At 59.7% G+C, this 20,301-nt stretch carries 17 protein-coding genes; 6 read left to right on the top strand and 11 right to left on the bottom strand.

What is annotated here, in order from left to right; all coding sequences use genetic code 11:
* Window positions 1–7: 7 nt before the first annotated feature.
* On the bottom strand, window positions 8–1,930 hold the full coding sequence (locus tag ACRZ94_RS19145; protein ID WP_480798080.1) for a family 1 glycosylhydrolase: 1,923 nt from the start codon (window positions 1,928–1,930) through the stop codon (window positions 8–10).
* 419 nt (window positions 1,931–2,349) lie between these two features.
* Here ACRZ94_RS19145 and ACRZ94_RS19150 point away from each other — a divergent pair, with 419 nt between their 5' ends.
* The 4 genes from ACRZ94_RS19150 (at window position 2,350) to ACRZ94_RS19165 (ending at window position 6,893) form a co-directional block, all read left to right on the top strand.
* On the top strand, window positions 2,350–3,474 hold the full coding sequence (locus ACRZ94_RS19150; protein WP_480798081.1) for an extracellular solute-binding protein: 1,125 nt from the start codon (window positions 2,350–2,352) through the stop codon (window positions 3,472–3,474).
* A 117-nt stretch (window positions 3,475–3,591) separates the two neighbouring features.
* Window positions 3,592–4,704, top strand: a complete 1,113-nt coding sequence (locus ACRZ94_RS19155; protein ID WP_480656284.1) for an ABC transporter ATP-binding protein — start codon at window positions 3,592–3,594, stop codon at window positions 4,702–4,704.
* Between the two features lie 12 nt (window positions 4,705–4,716).
* Window positions 4,717–5,637, top strand: coding sequence for an ABC transporter permease (locus ACRZ94_RS19160; RefSeq protein WP_480656282.1), 921 nt, complete (start codon window positions 4,717–4,719; stop codon window positions 5,635–5,637).
* Entirely contained in the window at window positions 5,634–6,893 is a 1,260-nt protein-coding gene (locus tag ACRZ94_RS19165) for an ABC transporter permease (protein ID WP_480656280.1), read from the top strand. The genes ACRZ94_RS19160 and ACRZ94_RS19165 overlap by 4 nt, the downstream gene beginning before the upstream one ends.
* Window positions 6,894–6,933: 40 nt before the next feature.
* On the opposite strand, the gene ACRZ94_RS19170 is transcribed toward ACRZ94_RS19165, so the two are convergent.
* From ACRZ94_RS19170 to ACRZ94_RS19215, 10 genes are all read right to left on the bottom strand, one after another.
* Window positions 6,934–8,841, bottom strand: a complete 1,908-nt coding sequence (locus ACRZ94_RS19170) for a beta-galactosidase (protein WP_480798082.1) — start codon at window positions 8,839–8,841, stop codon at window positions 6,934–6,936.
* Window positions 8,838–9,698: an SMP-30/gluconolactonase/LRE family protein gene (locus ACRZ94_RS19175; protein ID WP_480798083.1), complete on the bottom strand. Its 861-nt coding sequence runs from the start codon at window positions 9,696–9,698 to the stop codon at window positions 8,838–8,840. The genes ACRZ94_RS19170 and ACRZ94_RS19175 overlap by 4 nt, the downstream gene beginning before the upstream one ends.
* On the bottom strand, window positions 9,695–10,300 hold the full coding sequence (locus ACRZ94_RS19180) for a 2-dehydro-3-deoxy-6-phosphogalactonate aldolase (protein WP_480656274.1): 606 nt from the start codon (window positions 10,298–10,300) through the stop codon (window positions 9,695–9,697). The genes ACRZ94_RS19175 and ACRZ94_RS19180 overlap by 4 nt, the downstream gene beginning before the upstream one ends.
* A complete protein-coding gene (locus ACRZ94_RS19185) occupies window positions 10,297–11,190 on the bottom strand; it encodes a 2-dehydro-3-deoxygalactonokinase (RefSeq protein ID WP_480656272.1) in 894 nt (297 codons plus the stop codon). Before ACRZ94_RS19185 ends, ACRZ94_RS19180 begins: the two co-directional genes overlap by 4 nt.
* Window positions 11,191–11,194: 4 nt before the next feature.
* Window positions 11,195–11,959, bottom strand: a complete 765-nt coding sequence (locus ACRZ94_RS19190; RefSeq protein WP_480656270.1) for an SDR family NAD(P)-dependent oxidoreductase — start codon at window positions 11,957–11,959, stop codon at window positions 11,195–11,197.
* Window positions 11,959–13,668, bottom strand: a complete 1,710-nt coding sequence (locus ACRZ94_RS19195) for an IlvD/Edd family dehydratase (RefSeq protein WP_480656268.1) — start codon at window positions 13,666–13,668, stop codon at window positions 11,959–11,961. Before ACRZ94_RS19195 ends, ACRZ94_RS19190 begins: the two co-directional genes overlap by 1 nt.
* 14 nt (window positions 13,669–13,682) lie before the next feature.
* Window positions 13,683–15,023, bottom strand: a complete 1,341-nt coding sequence (gene melA, locus ACRZ94_RS19200) for an alpha-galactosidase (RefSeq protein WP_480798084.1) — start codon at window positions 15,021–15,023, stop codon at window positions 13,683–13,685.
* A 22-nt stretch (window positions 15,024–15,045) separates the two neighbouring features.
* Window positions 15,046–15,894 (bottom strand): carbohydrate ABC transporter permease, encoded by an 849-nt coding sequence (locus ACRZ94_RS19205; RefSeq protein ID WP_480798085.1) that lies wholly within the window; start codon window positions 15,892–15,894, stop codon window positions 15,046–15,048.
* A 1-nt stretch (window position 15,895) separates the two neighbouring features.
* Window positions 15,896–16,819: a carbohydrate ABC transporter permease gene (locus ACRZ94_RS19210; RefSeq protein WP_480798086.1), complete on the bottom strand. Its 924-nt coding sequence runs from the start codon at window positions 16,817–16,819 to the stop codon at window positions 15,896–15,898.
* Window positions 16,820–16,916: 97 nt separating this feature from the next.
* On the bottom strand, window positions 16,917–18,176 hold the full coding sequence (locus tag ACRZ94_RS19215) for an ABC transporter substrate-binding protein (RefSeq protein WP_480798087.1): 1,260 nt from the start codon (window positions 18,174–18,176) through the stop codon (window positions 16,917–16,919).
* Window positions 18,177–18,322: 146 nt separating this feature from the next.
* Here ACRZ94_RS19215 and ACRZ94_RS19220 point away from each other — a divergent pair, with 146 nt between their 5' ends.
* Window positions 18,323–19,129, top strand: coding sequence for an IclR family transcriptional regulator (locus ACRZ94_RS19220; RefSeq protein WP_480656259.1), 807 nt, complete (start codon window positions 18,323–18,325; stop codon window positions 19,127–19,129).
* Complete coding sequence (locus ACRZ94_RS19225; RefSeq protein WP_480798088.1) at window positions 19,126–20,184, top strand: ABC transporter ATP-binding protein; 1,059 nt, start codon at window positions 19,126–19,128, stop codon at window positions 20,182–20,184. The genes ACRZ94_RS19220 and ACRZ94_RS19225 overlap by 4 nt, the downstream gene beginning before the upstream one ends.
* The last annotated feature ends 117 nt before the right edge of the window (window positions 20,185–20,301 follow it).

Genomic DNA, 20,301 nt, shown 5'->3' on the forward strand with positions numbered 1-20,301 from the left:
CGGCGCTTTAACGTTCGATGGCAGCCTTACAGAAGTTGTTAGCGCCAACAATGCCAAATTCATCCTGTTCCGAAACATAAAGGTTGAAGGATTGCCGTAAATCGCTGAACCGGCCACCCGCGTTAAACGCAGCACGGAAACGGTCGCCAAACAGCCAGCGGTTCTTTTCGGCGACGCCCCCCACGAGGAAAACCCCGCCTGCGGGCATCAGAACGACCGCGAGGTCACCCATGACGGCACCCAGATGGGTGGTAAAGAGTTCGGCGGTTTTGATGGCGATTGGATCAGTACCGGCGCGAGCATCCTCCAGAATGTCGCGGGCGCTGCGTTGTGTGGTTTCGCTTTGGCCCGAGGCCAGTTGAGCGGCCCGATACAGGATGGGCAGACCTGTGCCACTGAGGAACATTTCAGCCTCAAGCACCAATGTGTCGTCGAAAAAGCACTCGGGCGCAAAGTGGCGGGCGGCGCGAAAGATTTCAACCTCATCCACATGACGCGGAGACAGGCCGATATGCCCCCCTTCGCCAGACGCGGTGTGATAGCGACCCTCGGAATACAGCAGCGCCCCGACCCCAAGGCCGGTTCCGGGCCCAACCACAAGCCGGGTTCCGATGGGCGGGGTGGGCGCGCCCTGCAGCACCTCGACATCGTCGCCGGTGATCTCGGCAACAGACCAGGCCGCTGCGGTAAAGTCGTTGATTACAAACGTATGCTGCGCGCCTGTGGCAGCGCCGATGTCATCTTCGGCCAGATCGAGATTGGCGTTGGTCAATCGGATTACACCATCCCTTACGGGTCCTGCCCCGGCGGCGACGACAGCGCGGGGATCGGTGCCGATTTCATCGCGCAGACTGTGAAACGCGTTGAGCAAGTCGGGTAGCGTGCCGGTGGGGTATTTGCGCAGATCCGTCAGCTTGCCGTGTGTGACGACGCCCAAACGGGTATTGGTGCCGCCGATATCCGCCACCAGGTTCCAGTGATCCCGCAGTGACCCTGCACCTTGCGCAAGGGGCACCGCGACATTGGACCCCGCAAGTAGGGGCTTCAGGGCGGACAAATCCCGATCCTTGTGCCACGGCATGATAAGCACCTGGACAGATGCCCCCAGTGTCACAGCACCATGAACCGCCGCAAGTGTATCGGTGAAATCGGCGTCTCTGTGCCCTTCATTGATCAGAACAAGGGGCTGATCCAGCGGGGTTGGGGGCAGGGCGCTCAGCGCGTTTGGGGCGTCAAAGCTGAGGCCCAGCCAATCCGTCTTGGTACCAATGCTGGCAAAGTCATCCTGCCAGCCCGTTGGCAAATGCGGCTCGAACCGGGTCAGCGTGTTTTTTGAATACGCTTTGTCCAACACGCCCTCCGAAAATGCTGAAAGGACGATGTCATTGGAAACCGACAGGCTTGCCATGGCACCCAGATTCGTCAGCCCCAACCCGCGCATAGCCCCAAGCGCGTGGCTTTGGGCCAGCAACATGTGATGCACGGACCGCGCCGCAGTGCGGGGGTCGCTGGCAAAACTGACCGCGCGCAACGTCTGGCGCGGGTTGAACGGCGCAACACTGTACACCCGATCGCCAAGGTGCCCCATCGCTGTCTCGGTGTATTCGGTGAACCAATGGCAGATGTCGCGGTTCCGCCACCCGCCCTGATCCAGCAGCGTCGGAGGCAGAGTTCCATCGTACAACACCACGCTTGGGCGTAGCCCCCGTTCAAGCAGCGCATCAATCAACCGATCATAGTGGGCCAGAGCATCGGGGGTTGTCTGCCCTTGGTCGGCCGGTGAAACTTGCGCCCAATTCAGGGCAATGTGCACACAATCAAATCCAGTATCGCGCAGTGTGTCGAATGTCTGAGGGGCGGTTTCCACCTGATCGGGACCGGTCACACCAAACAGGAAGTCTGCGGGGAAATCGGAACGGGAATATTGCATGGTCAGAACCTGTTTGAACGGGTGTGCTGCACCTATCAGGATGGCAGCGATTTTGCCAGTTTTATCCGGGGTTTTCGGTGTCTTACCGGGTTCGGGTAGTGTTTGATCGGGTGCGTAGCAGGAAAAATGATAGCGCTATCATATACTAAGCGTCCCGGGTGAGACAGGTCGTCGCAACACTGGTTGCAACGCTTCGATCAGCGCACAGCGCGGATTTGGTTTGAGATTCAGAATTCCCGTCTTATGGTATCGGGATGCAAAACGGACCGGGACTTGAATCCGGTTCTGTTTCAAACGATTGCAAACTGGACGCGCCGAAACCGGTAACTGTCACTTTTGGACTGACAGCGGTATCGCAAAGCTCTAACCTGCATTCACACAACAAAAAACGACTAAGACCAACAACGGGAGATACGACAATGGCTGAACGGAAAACGCTTTCCAGACGCACGGTGCTAAAGGGCGCAGGCGCGGCAGCGCTGGCTGCACCGCTTTACAGCAAAAGCGCACTGGCATCCTCGGGTGAGATCAACATTCTGATGTGGTCGGACTATCTGCCGCCCACTTTCCTACAGGAGTTCGAAACCCTGACCGGGATCAAGGTGAACTATACCGGCATCGGGTCGAACGAAGAAATCATCAACAAGATGAAGGCCACCAAGGGCCAGGGCTTTGACATTGTCTCGCCCACCAACAACCGGTCCCTGCAGTGGGAGCCGCTTGAGCTGCTGCAGCCCTTTGACATGAACAAGGTGCCGATTGATCTGGTGAACCCGGCGATGGCGGCGATTGGCACGGATGCCTGGAACTTTGCCGACAGCGGCGTGCACTGGCTGCCGCATATCTGGGGCACCGAAGGCATTGCCTATCGCACCGACCTGTGGCTGCCCGAGGGCGACGCGCCGTCCTACGGCGACGTCTGGTCCGAAGAGAACGCGGGTAAAACAATGGGCCGTGCGCATTCGATGATGCTGGGTGCGGGTCTGTATATGGAAGCCGCGGGCGAGATGGAGCCGGGCTCGGTCTGGGCCGCTTATGGCGACGAAGACACCATGCGCAAAGTTTGGGGTCAGATCACCGATTGGTGCATTGACCGCAAAAACCGGATCAAGCTGATCTGGAACGACGCGGATACCCAGAAAAACGGTCTGCTGAACGAAGGTGTGGTTGTTGGACAGACCTGGGACGGCCCGCCACTGGCGCTGAAATCGGCAGGCGAGCCGGTGCATTATCAGGCCCCGGTCGAAGGCGCGATGGCTTGGGTTGACGGTATCGCGATGCCCACAGGTGCCACCAATGTCGATCAGGTCTATGCCTTCATCGACTTTGCCTATCAGGCGAAACCGGCCGGTGTTGCGATTGACAGCCACGGCTATAACTCGCCGGTTCTGGGTGCCGATCAGTATTCGGGCGACACCTACAAAAAGAACTTTGCCGAAGCCTATCCGGGCGACTCGCTGGCCAACCTCAACCCGTGGCCGGCCGAGGCCCCGTGGTATGCGGAAACGCGGACCGAGTTCGTCAACAAGTTCAAAAGCGCCTGATTGCTTTGAAAAACAACCCTCTGCCACGTGGCAGGGGGTTATCCACCCGCGCGCCGTTTTGGCGTGACGGACCCTATTTTGGTGCGGCCACCACCCGCATCTGACGGAGATACCAAAATGAGTGCAGGGGTCGGTGTAGATCTTGAGAATCTGTGGATTCGCTTTGGCGATTTCGTTGCCGTTCGCGACGCCAACGTGAATATCAACGGGGGCGATTTCTTTTCCTTCCTTGGCCCCTCGGGCTGTGGAAAGACCACGATCCTGCGGGCCGTGTCCGGGTTTCTTGACCCCAGCGAGGGCAAGGTCCTGATCGGCGGCAAGGATATGCGTGGGATTGGTCCGAACAAGCGTCCCACGGCACTGATCTTTCAGAACCTGGCACTCTTCCCGCTGATGAAAGTGTGGGAAAACATTACCTTTTCGATGGAGATCAAAGGCGCCAGCGCCAAGGAACGTCGCAAGCGCGCGGATGAGTTGCTGGACATGATCGCGCTGCCGGGGCAGGGGGACAAACTGCCCAGTGAGCTGTCGGGCGGCCAGCGTCAGCGTGTGGCCATTGCTCGTGCTCTGTGTGCGGAACCCGATGTGCTGTTGCTGGATGAACCGCTCTCGGCGCTGGACCTGAAGCTGCGCCAGCATATGCGGACGGAACTGCGCGAGATTCAGCAGCGGGTCGGAATCACCTTCATCTATATCACCCACGATCAGGGTGAGGCCCTGACCATGTCGGACAATATCGCCGTCATGCGCGCGGGTGTGATCGACCAGATCGCCGATGGAAAAACCATCTATAACGACCCGAACACGGCCTTTGCGGCCTCATTCGTCGGTGAAAACAACGTGTTCCGCGGCAAGATCAAGCAGGTCATGGGGACTGAGGCCGTGATCTCGACCAACCGCACCGGCGATCTGATGGCGCGGATTTCAACCGCCAATCAGGGCAAAATGCGCGAAGGGGACGAAGCGATGATGTTCATCCGACCCGAGGCTTTTGCCATCGCGTCTAATGATGCGCCGGGTGATCACTGCGTCACGGCCCGCGTCAAGCATGAAGAGTTCGAAGGCAACGCTTTCAACATCTTCACGGAAGGCGAAGGCGGGAAAGAGATCAAGGTCTCCCTGCCAAATGTGGGTCAATCATTTGAGGATCACACAGGCCAGACCATCCGGCTGGAATACGAGACCCGCAACGCGGTTCTGGTGCCAGCCGGTGAGCTGGCGGCGGAATAGGGGGCCTAGCAGATGCCTCGTTTCCTGAAAGAATTTTTCAACCGCAACGGCACCGGCATGGGGCTGACGATTCTGGGTCTGGTGATTTTCTGGACGATCGGACTGATCATCCTGCCGCAGCTGTCGATGCTGGATTTCTCATTCCGTCCCAACCTGCCCCCGCCTGAAATCGGTGGGCCAAAGGACGTCTATACGCTCGAGAATTACAAATACCTGATCTATGGGCCCGAAGGTGGCAGTCAGGATTATAACTCGGTCGATCTGCGCGTGTTCTTCCGCACGCTTGTTGCAGCGGTCTGTGTGACGATCTTCAACCTAATCCTGTGTTATCCCATCGCCTACTACCTGGGACAGTCCAAGGGCAGCCATATCCGCATCTTTGCGATCATGCTGATCATTCCCTACTGGATCAACGAAATCCTGCGGGCCTTTGCCTTGCGGATTATCTTTGGTGAGACCGGAGTGCTGAATTCGCTGTTTGTGGGCCTGGGCATCTGGGACGTGCCGTTTGACTTTATCCGCAATGACATCGCGCTTTATGCGGGGCTTGGCTATGCCTACATCCTGCTGATGATCTTCCCGATCTACAACGTGATCGAAAGTCTGGATCACAATCAGATTGAGGCCGCGCGCGATCTGGGTGCCCCCTGGTGGCGCATCCACTGGCGGGTGGTCATCCCCTATGCCAAACCGGGGATCAGCTCGGGCTGTACGATGGTTTTCATGCTGTCGGCCGGTGCGTTGGCCGCGCCGCAGATTCTGGGCGGGCCGTCCAGCCTGTGGTTCACGCAGCTGATCTATCAGCAGTTCAACGACAATAACGACTGGCCGCAGGGGGCCGCCTACGCCATCGTGCTGCTGGTGACCTGTATCCTGTTCGTGCTGGCCGTGATGCGCCTGTTCAAGGTGAATATGGGGGATATCGGGAAATGAACCTGTCTTTCCTCCGCATCAGTATCTGGGTCTATCTGGCGATCTTCTTCCTGTATCTGCTGGGTCCGCTGGTGATCATGTCGGTGACGGCGTTCAATTCCTCGGAATTTCCGCGGATGACGCCTTGGGAATGCCTGACCTTCCAGTGGTTCGGAGAGTTGTTTCAGGACCAGCGCATCCTGAACGGCATCAAGAACTCTCTGATCATCGGGGCGGGTACGGTGGTTCTGTCGGTGGCGATGGGCCTTGCCGGGGCGCTGATGCTGACGCAGATCTGGCCCAAACTGCGCGCGACCTACTACACCATCATCATTGCGCCGATCCTGATCCCCGGTGTGGTGCTGGGTATTTCGACGCTGGTGTTCTGGGACCGTATCAGCCGGATGCTGGGGCTGGGCGCGGACAGCGTACTGTCGAACGGGATTTTCCTGACGGTGATCGGCCAATCCACCTTTATTGCCAGCTATTGCATGCTGGTGCTGGTAGCGCGGTTGCAACGCTATGACATTGCCCTGACCGAGGCCGCGCTGGACCTTGGCGCGACCCACGCGCAGGCGTTTCGTAAAATCCTGCTGCCCTTCATGCGACCCGCGATTGCATCCGCTGCGGTGCTGGCGTTTCTGGCCTCGTTTGAGAACTACAACACCACCACCTTCACCTTTGGTGAATATCCGACGCTGACGATCGAGCTGGCGCAAAAGGTACGGTATGGCATCACGCCCTCGATCTCGGCATTGGCCTTTATTATCGTGGCGCTGACCGTGTTCTTTGCCCTGTTGAACGAGGCCAAGCTGAAACGGCAGGAACTGGTCGCAGCGGCCCGCAAACAGGCCACGGTTGAGGAACTGGCAGGCAAGATCAAGCTGCCCAGCTTTTTTGCCGGGAACATGGCCGCTGTTCTGGTGGTCGTCTTTGCTGTGGCTACGATCACCGTCGTGGGCACCGCAACCGCCTATAACCCCGGCCAATGCATCGCCGATGTGCGCGCCCAAAAGCAACTGGAGGCCGAACAGCGCATTCAGGAGCTGCGCAAGCAGCGCGAGGAACGCCGCAAACAGCGCGAGGCGGAACAGGCCGAGCAAGAGGGTGCCCAATCCGCGCCAAAGCCGTCCAACAACAGCGGGTTTGGCAATGTCTTTGCACCGAACACGCTGGGCGGCGAGGATGAAGAAGAGGAATCCGAGGCCGAAGACCCACCCGTCAGCAATGGCGGGTTCGGCGGGGCGTTTGACCCAAATAGCCTGCAAAGCGATTGATCGCCCACAAGGTGGGTGAGTGAACCGCGCGCCCGAAGAGTTACAGCTTTTCGGGCGCGTCTTTGTTCAGGATGGCTACGTCGCAGCCTGCAACCTCAACGCCGTTCCAGTGCACAGGAACGGCGTTGTAGTTGATCAGGAACACATGCCGGGCCGTCTCACGCCGTCTCAGGCCAGCGGGCAAGGGATGCAGGGTCAGGCCCACCTCTGTGGCTGCCAGTTGGACCACCCGATCCCACAGCGCCTCATCGGGGAAGCCGGACAGGTACCACAGACTGTTTTCCCCTTTCAGCGCTGGTATGCCGTCTGAATAGGTCAGCAAATCCGGCGCGCTACCGGACAGACGGTCGATCCAATGCTGCGCCGCGCCGCCGCCAACCACGTCGCGCTGCACGTTGGGGGGCAGGGTCTCGACCAGATCCACATTGCAATCCAGCCCGGGCAGACCCGGCCGTCCGGCTTCGGGGATTTGGAAATCATGCGTGATCGCCCCACTGCGCGGTCCCAGTATTGTCAGATCAGCCCGCTGTTCAAACGTCTCATCCAAGGTGGCCAGACCCGGTGCGAGGATCAGTTTGTAACCCGAGGCATTGGCGTCCGCGCCCGAGATAATGTCGACAGACAACCCGGCCCGCCGCAAAGCGCGATAGGCGGCAAAGACCAGCCGGAAATAGTTGAAACCGGCCCCTTGCGGCTGGGTTGTCCATGCCCAGTCTGAGGCGTAGTCGAACAAAATCGCAACCTCGGCCTGCGTTTGCGCCACATCCCCAATCTGTGCCAGATCATCGGCGGTCTGACGCGCCTCGGCCTGTGCCGGGGCGGGGGCGTCTTGAGGGGTCAACAGCCCTGCGTGCATCTGCTCTTGCGCGAAGGGGGCCTGACGCCAGCGGAAATAGCTGACCACTTCGGCCCCATGGGCCACAGCCTCAAGCGACCACAGACGGACCATGCCGGGCAGGGGCGCGGGATTGTAAGGTGCCCAGTTCACGGGGCCGGGCTGTTGCTCCATCACCCACCAGCGGCCACGTCCGACCGCGCGGTAGAGGTCATGGTGAAACGCCTGCATGTCGGGATCGCCCTGCTGCAAATAGGCGGTTTTATGCGCCTCATCCACCTCAAGCCGGTCTGACAGAAAGCCGATGGGATAGCTGTCCCATGTGGCAATATCCAGATCCGCCCCCACCTTGAAATGGTCGAATTCCAGAACCCGACCCATGTAGTTGTGCAGCAGGGGTGCGTCGGTCAGCGGGCGCAGCACATCCACCTGCGCCTTGTTGAACACCGCCACCTGGTCCGAGCTGAACCGGCGGAAGGCCAGTACATGCTCGGGGTTGGGTTCCGTCACGGTCAGGTTGGGCAGGTCGATCTGATCGAAGCTGTTATATTCCATCGACCAGAACACATTGCCCCATGCCGCATTCAGCGCGTCAATCGTGCCGTATTGATCGGCCAGCCATGTGCGGAACGCATGCAACGCAACCGCGCTGTAACTGATCGTGGTGTCATGGCAGCCATATTCATTGTCGATCTGCCACGCAGCGACATGCGGGTTGCGCCCATAGCGGTCCCCCATGATGCGGGCAATACGCGCGCATTCCTCGATATAGCCCTGATGGCTGAAACAGTAGTGCCTGCGCGATCCGAACTTTCGCGGGTTGCTCTGTTCATCCACGGCCAGCATGTCGGGGTGCTTGTCCAGCATCCAGCGTGGCGGCGTTGCCGTGGGTGTCCCCATCACCACCTTGAGGCCAGCCGCCCCCAGCACCTCGACCGCGCGGTCGAGCCAGTCGAATTGCAGATCGCCGGGGGTGGGCTCGAGCCTGCTCCATGCGAATTCGCCGATCCGCACCCAGCTGAGGCCGGTTTCGACCATACGCGCGGCATCGCTGGCCCATGTCTCCTCCGGCCAGTGTTCGGGATAATAGCAAACGCCAAGTTCGGGGGTCATAGCAGGACTCTGTGTTCGGCCTGCCCTTTGCCTGCGCCGGGGGCGGCAAGGACCATGCCATTGGTGGGGTGTGTGGACAGCGTGTCTGCGTCCAGCCCTTCGCGGGCGGTGGTGCAGAACAGGGTCGTCAGGTCAGCACCGCCAAAGGCGGGGCACGAGGTGTGCGCGGCGTCAAACGGGATCGCGTTCAGAAACGCGCCATCGGGGGCGTAGCAGGCCACGCGATAGGCCCCCCATTGGGCAATCCAGATATTGCCGTCCGTATCGACCACAGCCCCGTCGGGGTTCAACCCTTCGTCTCGCAGGTCCAGAAAAACCTCCGCTTTACCCGCAGACCAGCCGGTTTCAGGGTTCAGACGCCAGCGCATGACCTGTTTCGTAGCCGTATCTGCGAAGTAGGCGCAGGATCGATCCGGAGCAAAACAGATGGCGTTCGAGATCGTGACATTCGGAACCAACTGCCGCAGCTTACCCTGCCAATAGCGATAGATCGCCCCTGCACCGCGCTCGGCGCTTTTGCCCATCGTTCCAATCCAGAACCCGCCCCAGGGATCGGCGCGGCCGTCATTGGATCGGGTGATCGGGTTATCTGCCTCAAGCGGGGTGATCAGGTCTTTCTGACCGCTTGTCAGGTTGAATTTCCACAGTCCCGTCTCAGACGCCATCAGCAGCGTATCCATGTCGGCCCAGCCCGCAGCTGAGACATGTTCGTCAAACTGCCAGCTTTGGGCCTTGCCGTTCTCACGGGTCATCAACCGTTTGCCGCGGATGTCGAACCAGAAAAGCTGTTGTCGTTCGGGATGCCACAGGGGGCCTTCGCCCAGCTCGCAGGGGCGGTCGTCAAAGACGGTGCTCATCCGGCGGCCTCATCATAGGCCGAGACGATCTTTGCCGCGCGGTCGGCGACGTCACCGACCGTCATGCCGGGCTTGAACAGAGCCGAGCCAATGCCGAACCCATCCGCGCTGGCCTTGATCCACTGATCGAAATTCTCGGGCCCTGCACCGCCCACGGCATAGACCTGCGTGCCCTTGGGCAGCACCGCGCGCATGGCCGACAGCCCTGCGGTGCCAGCCAGCGCGCCGGGAAACAGCTTGAGCCCCGTCGCGCCGGCCTGAAGGGCGGCAAAGGCTTCGGTTGGGGTGAAGATGCCGGGCCAGCTCTCCAAACCCAGCTTGTGTGTGTGGGAAATCACCTGCGTGTCGCAGTTTGGCGACACGATCAGTTTGCCGCCCACTTGCGCCACTGCATCCACCTGATCGGTCGTCAGAACAGTGCCCGCACCAATCAGGGCGTGGCTGCCAAAGGCGTCAACCATAGCTCCGATCGACTCAAGCGGATCGGGCGAGTTCAAAGGGACCTCGATCTTGTCGATCCCCGCGTCAATCAGGGCGCGTCCGACGGGAAGGGCTTCGGACGGGGTCAGGCCCCGCAGGATGGCAATGATAGGGCGGCTCATGCGGTTTGCCTCGTCAGGTTGCGGGCCTGCAAGAGGCCAGCCAATGTGCATTGGGTGCTGTTGGCGGTTTCGACAAATGCGCCCTGTTGTTGCAAGGCTTTGGCGTAGATGGTGGTCAGCCCTTCGGCCCCGATCAGGGCCAGTTGTTGACCTAGCCAATAAGGGCGCGTGGCGGCCAACTCGGCACCGATCAAATAGCCCGACAATTGCGCGCGCGCTTTGCCACCATCCTGACCTTGCAATAGATCTGCCGCGCGCAGGCCAAACAGCCGCGCCGCCAGTTGTTCAGGTTTGGACAGGGCATCGGCGGCTGCCTCGGCAAAGGCCGCATCGTCCCAACCCTGACCCACCGAATGCCTCAGAACGGATTGCGCGGACAATAGGTCGAACATCTCGCCGGTCAAAAAGGTGCGAAAGCTGACGACCTCTCCGGCGCTGACCTGCACCCATTTGGTATGAGTCCCCGGCAGGCACAGAACGCCGTCCCAGTTTGGACGGGTGGCCAGAAAGCCCGCGATCTGCGTTTCTTCGCCCCGCATCACGTCAGGCTGCGTGTTCTGTTTCAATCCGGGCACCACAAAGGCGCGAATGCGCGGATCGGTTCCGGGCACGCGAAACGGCGCAACCGGGGTGGGTGCGCAAGGCACGGCCGAATAGGGCGCCTCGACCCAGCCCTGCCGGGCACCGACCATGCCACAGGCGATGACGTCAACCGGCGCATCGCCAAGCCAACCCTCGATCAGTTCGAACAAGGCGGGTTGGAACCCGTCCCTGTCCACACGGCCCATGCCTTTGTGCGACTGTGCCTGATCCAATGCGGTGCTGCCCTGCATGGCCCAGACCCGCAGATGAGAGGTTCCCCAATCGACAGCAATCCATTCGGTATTCATGGTTCTACCCCGTTACGACAACGCCGCCGTCGACGGCCATACATTGCCCGGTCATGGCCCGGCTGGCCGCAGAGGCCAAGAACAGGGTCGGTGCAATCATGTCTTGGGGCGTCAGATGTTCTTTCAGGCACTGGCGGTCCATATGCGCCGCCAGATCTTCGGGCGTGGCCCACATATCCAGCTGCTTTTGCGTCAGAACCCAGCCGGGGGCCAGCGCGTTGACGCGGATGTTCTGCGGACCCAGCTCGCGCGCCAGCGACCGGGTCATACCGGTGATCCCGGCATTCGACGTCGTGTAGATCGGATAGCCCGCATTGCCCATCATGTAGCTGATCGAGCTGAAGTTGATGATCGCGCCCCCGTTTGTCATCTGCCGCGCGGCCTCTTGACAGGCAAAGTAATAGGCTTTGAGGTTCACCTCGATCATCCAGTCCCAGAACTCAGGCGTGGTTTCCTCAAGCGAGTGGCGCTTGTCGTTGGCGGCGTTGTTGACCAGCACGTTCAAAGGCCCATGCGCCTCGGCTGCTTTTTGCATCGTGGCGTGCAGCAATTCGGTATCGGTCATGTCGCCTTGCATGAACAAGGGCGCGCGTCCGTGTTTGTCGCGCATCTCTTCGACAAACCCGCTGGCGTCAGACCGGCCGATGAACGCCACATTGGCCCCCTGGGCCAGAAAGCCATCCGTCAGCGCGGCGCCAACGCCCGAGCCACCGCCGGTGATATAGACCGAGGCCCCGTTGAGATCGTGGAAGGTGGCAGGTTGGTCCATCAGTGGCTCTCTCTGGTGACAAGGCGGGTGTCTTTGCCCACAAGGAAATCAAGGTCCGCGCCCTGATCGGCTTGCAGCACGTGATCGATGTAAAGTCGGGCGTAACCGCGCGTGTAATGCGGATCGTCCGGTTGCCATGCGGCGCGGCGGGCGTCCAGTTCTTTGTCGTCCACCAGCAGTTCCAGTTCGCCCTTGCTGGCGGAAACACGGATGCGGTCGCCGGTTTTGACCAGCGCCAGCGTGCCGCCCGCCTGTGCCTCGGGGCTGACATGCAGGATGACGGTGCCGAAGGCAGTGCCCGACATGCGCGCGTCCGAGATGCGGATCATGTCGCGCACGCCTTCTTTGACCAGCTTGGCCGGGATCGGCATATTGCCGACCTCGGGCATGCCCGGATAGCCCTTGGGGCCGCAGCCTTTTAGCACCAGAATGGTTTCGGGCGTGACCGGCAGGTCGTCGCGGTCGATATTGGCCTTCAGGTCTTCGATGCTTTCGAACACAAAGGCTTCGGCCTCGGTTTCCAGCAATTCATCTGTCGCTGCCGAGGGTTTCACGATGGCTCCGTTCGGCGCAAGATTGCCGCGCAGAACGCGCAGACCCGCCGCAGCTTTCACCGGATCGTTGAAGGGGCGGATGACATCGCTGTTGTAACACTCGGCACCCTCATAATGGGCCGAAATGTCCTTGTTCAGAACGGTTGTCGCAGGCCGCAGGAAAGGTTTCAGTTCATTCAGCACGACCGGAACACCACCGGCATAACAGAAATCCTCCATCAGGTATTTGCCTGATGGCATGCAGTTCACCAACAGCGGAATTTCCGATCCGATTTCAAAGTCTTTCAGCGTCAGGTCGACGCCGACCCGACCCGCCAGCGCCAGCAGGTGAACCACTGCGTTGGTCGATCCGCCCACGGCGGCATTGGTCAGGATCGCGTTTTCGAACGCCTCTTTGGTCAGGATGTCCGAGGGTTTGAGGTCTTCGTCCACCATCTCGACAATCCGCTTGCCGGTCAGATGCGCCAGCGCCATGCGGCGGGCGTCAACGGCGGGCAGGGCGGCGTTGGTGGGCAGGGACATGCCCATCGCCTCAACCAGCGATGCCATGGTCGAGGCCGTGCCCATCGTCATGCACACGCCCTTGCTGCGCGACATGCCGGATTCCGCGTTCATGAAATCCTGCAGGGTCATTTCTCCGGCGCGGACCTCTTCCGAGAATTTCCATACATCCGTGCCCGAGCCGATATCCTTGCCTTTGAACTTGCCGTTCAGCATCGGGCCGGAACTGACCACGATTGACGGCAGATCGACCGAGGCCGCGCCCATCAGTTGCCCCGGTGTGGTCTTGTCGCACCCGCCCAGAAGGACAACACCGTCAATGCCATAGGCGCGGATCGACTCCTCGACATCCATGGCCAGCAGGTTGCGGAACAGCATGGCGGTCGGCTTCATCTGGGTCTCGCCCAGCGACATGACTGGGAATTCGACGGGGAAGCCCCCCGCCTCCCACACGCCGCGTTTGACGCCCTCGGCCAGATCGCGCAGGCCCGAGTTGCAGGGTGTCAGTTCCGACCACGTGTTGCAGATGCCGATAATCGGACGCCCGTCAAAGGCATGATCGGGAAAGCCCTGGTTTTTCATCCACGAGCGGTGGATGAATCCGTCCTTGTCCAACTTTCCGTACCAATGTTCTGAACGGCGTTTTTTGGTCATTGGCTAGGCCCCTTTCAAGCGGCTTTGGCGGGCTGGCACCAGTCCGGCAACCAGTCAGAATGCGCGGTCAGCAGATCGCTGACCAGATTGCGGATCTGGCGCAGGTCCAGCTCGGCTGCGGTGTGCGGGTCCATCATCGCGGCGTGATAGATGTGTTCGGGGTTCTGGTCGACCAGCGCGCGGACTGTCAGTTCCTGTACGTTGATCTGACTGCGCATCAGCGCGACCAGTTGTGGCGGGATGTCGGTGACGACCGAAGGCTGAACGCCATTGCTGTCCACCAGACATGGGGTTTCAACCGCAGCACCCAGCGGCAATTGCGGAATCTGGCCCGTGTTGGGCAGGTTGCCATAGGCCACATAAGGCGTATCGGTGACGATGGCGTTCATCAAATCCGCCGCGAATTCGTGACTGCGGGTCACTTCGATATCGCGCCCATCGGTCAGGGTTTTAGCCTGTTCTTTCCAACTGGCGATCTGCTCGACACAACGGGTCGGGTATTCGTCCAACGGGATTGAGAATTGCTCGATCAGGTCCTGCCGTCCGTCTTTGATGAACCACGGCACATATTCGGCCAGATGTTCCGAGCTTTCAGTGCAGAAATAGCCCAGATGATCCATCACCTCATACCGGACCTTGTTGGGGCAACGCGGCATCAGCAGGGGCGATTTGGGGATTTGACCGCTGGCATAGCCCTGTCGCAGCGCGGGGTAAAGGTCTCGCCCCTCATGCTCCAGCCGCAGGAAGAAGGCGACGTGGTTCACACCGGCGACCTTGTAACGGATGTCTTGTTTGGGCAGGTCCAGATCATGGGCCAGTTCTTCGACCGTATTCTGGACGGAATGGCACAGACCTACCTGTTTCAAGGCCGGGAATTGTTCGGCCAGGGCCCAGGTGTTGATGGCCATCGGGTTGACGTATTGCAGTAGGGTGGCACCGGGGCATAGTTGCATCATGTCCTGCGCGATGTCCCAAAGAACGGGAACGGTGCGCAGGCCGCGCATGATGCCTCCGACCCCCAACGTGTCGGCAATGGTCTGGCGCAGCCCGTATTGCTTGGGGATTTCGAAATCCGTCACGGTGCAGGGCTGATACCCCCCGACCTGAAAGGCGGTGATCACGAAATCCGCACCATCCAGCGCCGCGCGGCGGTCGGTGTGGGTGGTGACGGTGGCACCAGACCCGACGGATCGGATCATGGCTTTGGCCACGGTTGCGCTTTCGGCCAGTCGCTCGGCGTCGATATCCATCAGGGCAAAGTGGCTGTCAGCCAGCGATGGGGTCAGCAAGGCGTCCCCGACGATATTCTGCATGAAGATCGTTGAGCCCGCTCCGACAAAGGCGATCTTTACCATGTTGCAAACCTCTGGTTTGACGTCATTTCACAGCCCCCAGCGTCAGGCCCGCGATGAAGTGTTTCTGCATCAGGAAGAACATGGCCACAGGCGGCAGCGCTGCGACGATGGAGCCCGCGCTCATGAGTTGATAGGCGGCGCGGAACTGGGCGTTAAAGCTGGTGATGCCCGCAGTGACGGGTTGGCTTTCGGCGCCTTGTGTCAGCACCACGGCCCAGAAATAGTCGTTCCAGATGAAGGTGAAGATCAGCACGCTGAGCGCGGCGATGGCTGGTTTCATCAGCGGCAGGACCACGTACCAGAAGATACGAACCTCGCTGATGCCTTCGACCCGTGCGGCCTCGATCAGTTCAAAGGGCAGCGCGCGGATAAAGTTGCGCATGAACAGTGTGCAAAACCCGGTCTGGAAGGCGATGTGGAACAGGACCAGACCGGTCTTGGTGTTGTAAAGTCCCAGTTCCAGTGTCAGATCGCGCACTGGCACCATCAGAATCTGGAACGGCACAAAGTTCCCGGCCACGAACATGAAAAAGATCCAGAGGTTCGATCTGAACTTGTAGATGCCCAAAGCGAACCCGGTCATGCAGCTGAGCGCCACTGCGCCGATCACCGTTGGGATGGTGATCATGAACGAATTCAGCAGATAGCGCGGCATGTCCGAGTTGAAGAACACCTGCCCATAGTTGAACGCGCCCTCAAAGCTGGAGGGCAGGCCCCAATAGTTCGCATTGGTGAAATCCGACGCGGGTTTGATCGAGAACAGCGCCACCGCCAGCAGTGGCCCCAGCCACAGCAGCAAGGCGATGGGCAGCATGGCCTGATAGGTGATCTGCGCCGGCCGAGATTGTTTTTCGATGGGTTTGGGAAACATCTTAATGCCCCCTTTCTTCGCGGTACATCGACCACAGGAAGTAGGCGATGAAGCAGAGCATGATCAGGAACAGGACCACGGCAATGGCTGCGCCATATCCCATACGGAAGCCATATTCGGACAGCGCGACCTCGAACATGTAATAGGCCAGCACGCGGGACGACCCAAAAGGCCCGCCCTGCGTCATGATCGAGATCAGATCAAAGGAGCGCAGCGCGCCAATGATGGTCACGACAAAGGCGATGAAGGTGGCGGGGCGCAGTTGCGGCAGGATGATGTGCCACAGCATCCGCAGGCCCTTTGCCCCGTCCAGACGCCCGGCTTCGATCTGCTCGGGGTCCACGGCGTTCAGGCCGGTGAGGTACAGGATCATGCAATAGGCGGTTTGCGGCCAGAGACCGGCAAAGATGATGCCATAGGTCACGAAACGCTCATCCCCCAGCACGTTCAGCGGGCCGAGGCCGAAGATGCCCAGAAACTCGTTCAGCAACCCAAACGTGGGGTCGTAGAACCATGTGAAGACGAGGCCCACGACAACCTGTGAGATCACGAAGGGGAAGAAGAACAGCGATTTATAAAGGCGGATTCCCCAGACCGTCTGGTTCAGAAATAGCGCAATGAACAGACCCGCCGGGATCGCGGCCAGATACAGGATCAGCCAGATCAGGTTGTTCTTGAGCGAGGTGTAGAACGCGTCGCGGTCGACCCATTCCCAATAGAGGTCCTCGTAATTTCGGAACCCAACATATTCAGCCGCGCCAAGCCCGTCCCACTCGTACAAAGACAGGTTGAAGGACTGAAAGACCGGTATGATCACGTAGACCATGAAGAACAGCAGGCCCGGGGCCAGGAACAGCCAGGGCGCGATGCGTTGCTGATTTCTGTGGAACCAGCTTTCCTGTTCAGGGATTTCGACGGCAGACATGCGGATACCCGGAGATTAGGTCGAAGGAGTAAGGCGGGTTGAAACCCGCCTTACGCAGAATTTGGATCAGACCGGGCCGGGGCCCGGTCTGCCCGGATCAGTTCTCGTAAATCCGGCCGCGTGCCCGCTCAAGTTTGGCGAGAATGCGGTCAAGATTGTCGGGTTTGACCATGAATTCCTGGAAGCCTTCCATTGAGACTTTGGCCATCTCCGCAGGGGCGTCACGGTCCCAGAACTGGGCGACGCCGCCGGGGCTGTTGGAGGACAGCATCTCAAAGCCTTGCAGCAGGAACTTGTCGTCATCCACTTTCGACTGCGCGTTCACCGGCAGCTGGCCCAGATTCGCACCGTTGTTGATCTCGGTCTGTTCATCGGCCGAGACGACGAAGCGCAGGAACTCACGCGCGGCTTCTTTGTTCGAGGCGTTGGACGGGATGTGGAACGTATCGGTCGGCGCATCCTCGGCCAGTTCGACATCGGGATTGATGGCGACGAACTGGTAGAAGTCCAGCTGGTCATCCGTCAGGCCCGCCTCGCGCAGCGGCGCCACGGCGAAGTTGCCCATCAGATATGCGGCGGCTTCACCGTTGACCATGAAGGGCAGGGCTTCTTGCCAGCTATAGGTCTGGTGGTTGTCGATGAACGCGCCCATGTCGATCAGCTGCTTCCAGTTGGCAAAGGTCTGTTTGACCCGGTCGTCTTCCCAGCTGACTTCGCCATTGGCGAGCTGGTTGTGGAAGTCGAACCCGTTGGTGCGCATGTTCAGGTAGTCAAACCAGCCACCGGCGGTCCACAGGAACTTGGTGCCGATCGTATAACAGGCGCGGCCTGAATCGACGATCTTCTGGCAGTTGGACAGTTCTTCTTCCCAGGTGGTGGGTTCGCTCAGGCCCAGCTCGTCAAAGATGTCTTTGCGATAGTAAACGCCCCACTGATAGTAGGTATAGGGCACGCCCCATTGCTTGCCGTCGATGGTCATCGCGCCTTTGGTTGAGGCCAGATTGTCGCCGATCTCGGGTTCGGCCCACAGGTCGGAGACGTCTTCGAACAGGCCAGCCTCAACGTATGGCTTCATGCGGTTGGCGGCGTACCAGTTGGCCACATCCGGTGTATCTGCCGTCAGGAAGTTGCGGATCTGCGTTTTATACGCTTCGCGGTCGATCACCGTGGTTTCGATTTCAAGCCCCGGATGTTTGGCTGCGAACCGTTCGATCATCGCCTCCATCGTCGCGCGCGGCGCCGGGTTCGATGTGTCCAGGAAAATGCGCAGCTCGCCGGTCAGTTCGGCGGCAACGGGCGCGGCAAGTGCCACACTGGCCGCCAAAGCTGCTGCAGTGCGCTTGAACATGGAATTCATGGTGTCCTCCCTTTGATCCCACTTTTATGTTAGTTCCAAATAATGAAACCGTGTTTTACATATTGAAAACTACACATCGAATCGGTTAGCCTTGTCAAGACCCGCGTGAAAGCCGCGATGGGTCATTGGGAGGAGATCGAAAGCCAGTGGCTGGTGACGGAACAATAGGCAAAGCATGTGATGTGCTGGATCAGGTGGCAGGGTTTGCCCGCCCGGTCCGGTTTGCTGAGCTGTTGGAAAGCAGTGATTTTCCCAAGGCAACGCTGTACCGGTTTCTGCAGTCGCTGACCAATCAAGGCATGCTGTCTTATGATCCCGACCGGCAGACATACGCTCCGGGGTTGCGTCTGGTGCGTCTGGCCCATGCGGCCTGGACGCAAAGTTCAATCGCCCCGATCGCGCGGCCTTTTCTGGACGCGCTGAGCCGCGAGACCGGAGAGACGGTGCATCTGGCACAGCTTGATTCCAGTCAGGTCCTGTATGTCGACAAGCGAAACGCCACCCAACCGGTTGAGATGTTCTCGCAGGCGGGCAAGGTAGGCCCGGCCTACTGTACCGGCGTGGGTAAGGCGATGATGGCGTTTCTGGACGATGACGCACTGAACCGCGCGGTGACACAGCAAAGCTATCATCGGTTCACCGACAAGACCCTGGCGTCCGAAGCGGAATTGCGGGCCAATCTCGATCTGATCCGCAGCCGGGGCTACGCCATCGACGATGAGGAGCATGAGCCCGGCATTATCTGCATCGCTTGTCCGATCCTGACATCGGGTGGCCGCATGTTGGGGGCGATTTCGGTAACGGGATCGACCGAAAGAATGAATTTCGAACAATTAGAAGCCTGGGTGCCGCGGGTTCGGCGGGTTGCCGATCAGATCGGGGCTGAGGCACAGGCGTGGCGGTTTCCCGAGACCCGTCCAAACACCGACACAGACAGGATGCAGGCAACATGACCGGAGTGACTCTGAACCAGGCGATCAAGCGGTACGGCGAGACGCAGGTAATTCACGGCATTGATCTAGAGATCGAGGATGGAGAGTTCTGCGTTTTTGTGGGCCCCTCGGGCTGTGGCAAGTCGACGTTGCTGCGGATGATCGCTGGTTTGGAAGAAACGTCCGAAGGTCAAATCCATATTGGTGCGCGCGATGTGACCCATATGGATCCGGCCAAGCGCGGTGTGGCGATGGTGTTCCAGACCTATGCGCTGTACCCGCATATGACGGTGGCTGAAAATATGGGCTTTGGTCTGCGCATGAATGGCGTTGCCAAATCGGAAATCGACCAGAAGGTTCAGCAGGCTTCGAACATTCTGAAACTGGATCAGTACCTCAAGCGCAAGCCCAAGGCCCTGTCGGGTGGTCAGCGTCAGCGGGTTGCGATCGGGCGCGCCATTGTGCGTGGGCCCGAGGTGTTTCTGTTCGACGAACCTCTGTCCAACCTCGACGCCGAACTGCGGGTCGAGATGCGGGTTGAGATCGCGCGCCTGCACAACGAGATCGGGGCCACGATGATCTACGTGACCCACGATCAGGTTGAGGCGATGACCATGGCCGACAAGATCGTTGTGCTGCGCGATGGCCGGATTGAGCAGGTTGGCGCGCCGATGGATCTGTATCGGGACCCTGACAACCGCTTTGTGGCGGGGTTCATCGGCTCTCCGGCAATGAACTTTCTGGAATGCGACTATGCCGATGGCAAGGTTTCTCATCCCGCGCTAACGGCACCATTGGCCGTTTCGGCGAATGTGCCTGCGGGTTTGGGCAAGGTCACGCTGGGCATCCGCCCCGAGCATATTGAGGTGGATCGCGCCGGCGACACCTGTACCGTTGACCTGACCGAGGCGCTTGGCGGAGTCAGCTATTCGTACCTGGTGACGCCAAATGGCGACAAGCTGATCGTGGAAGAGCGTGAAGATGAACGTTCAAAGCAAGGGGCAAAGATCGGCATCACCGTGCGCCCCGAGCGCGCCATGTTGTTTGATCCGGACTCTGGTCTTCGGTTTAGGTAAGTGCACTTCAAACATCGAACCAAGCGCGCCGATCCGGCGCGTTTTTTTTGGCGTCGCAAATTTTATGGATTTTGTATCCAATATCCTCTATGACGCAATCATCGGGCGTCACCCGAT

It is taken from the genome of Ruegeria sp. CH10 (assembly GCF_056537125.1).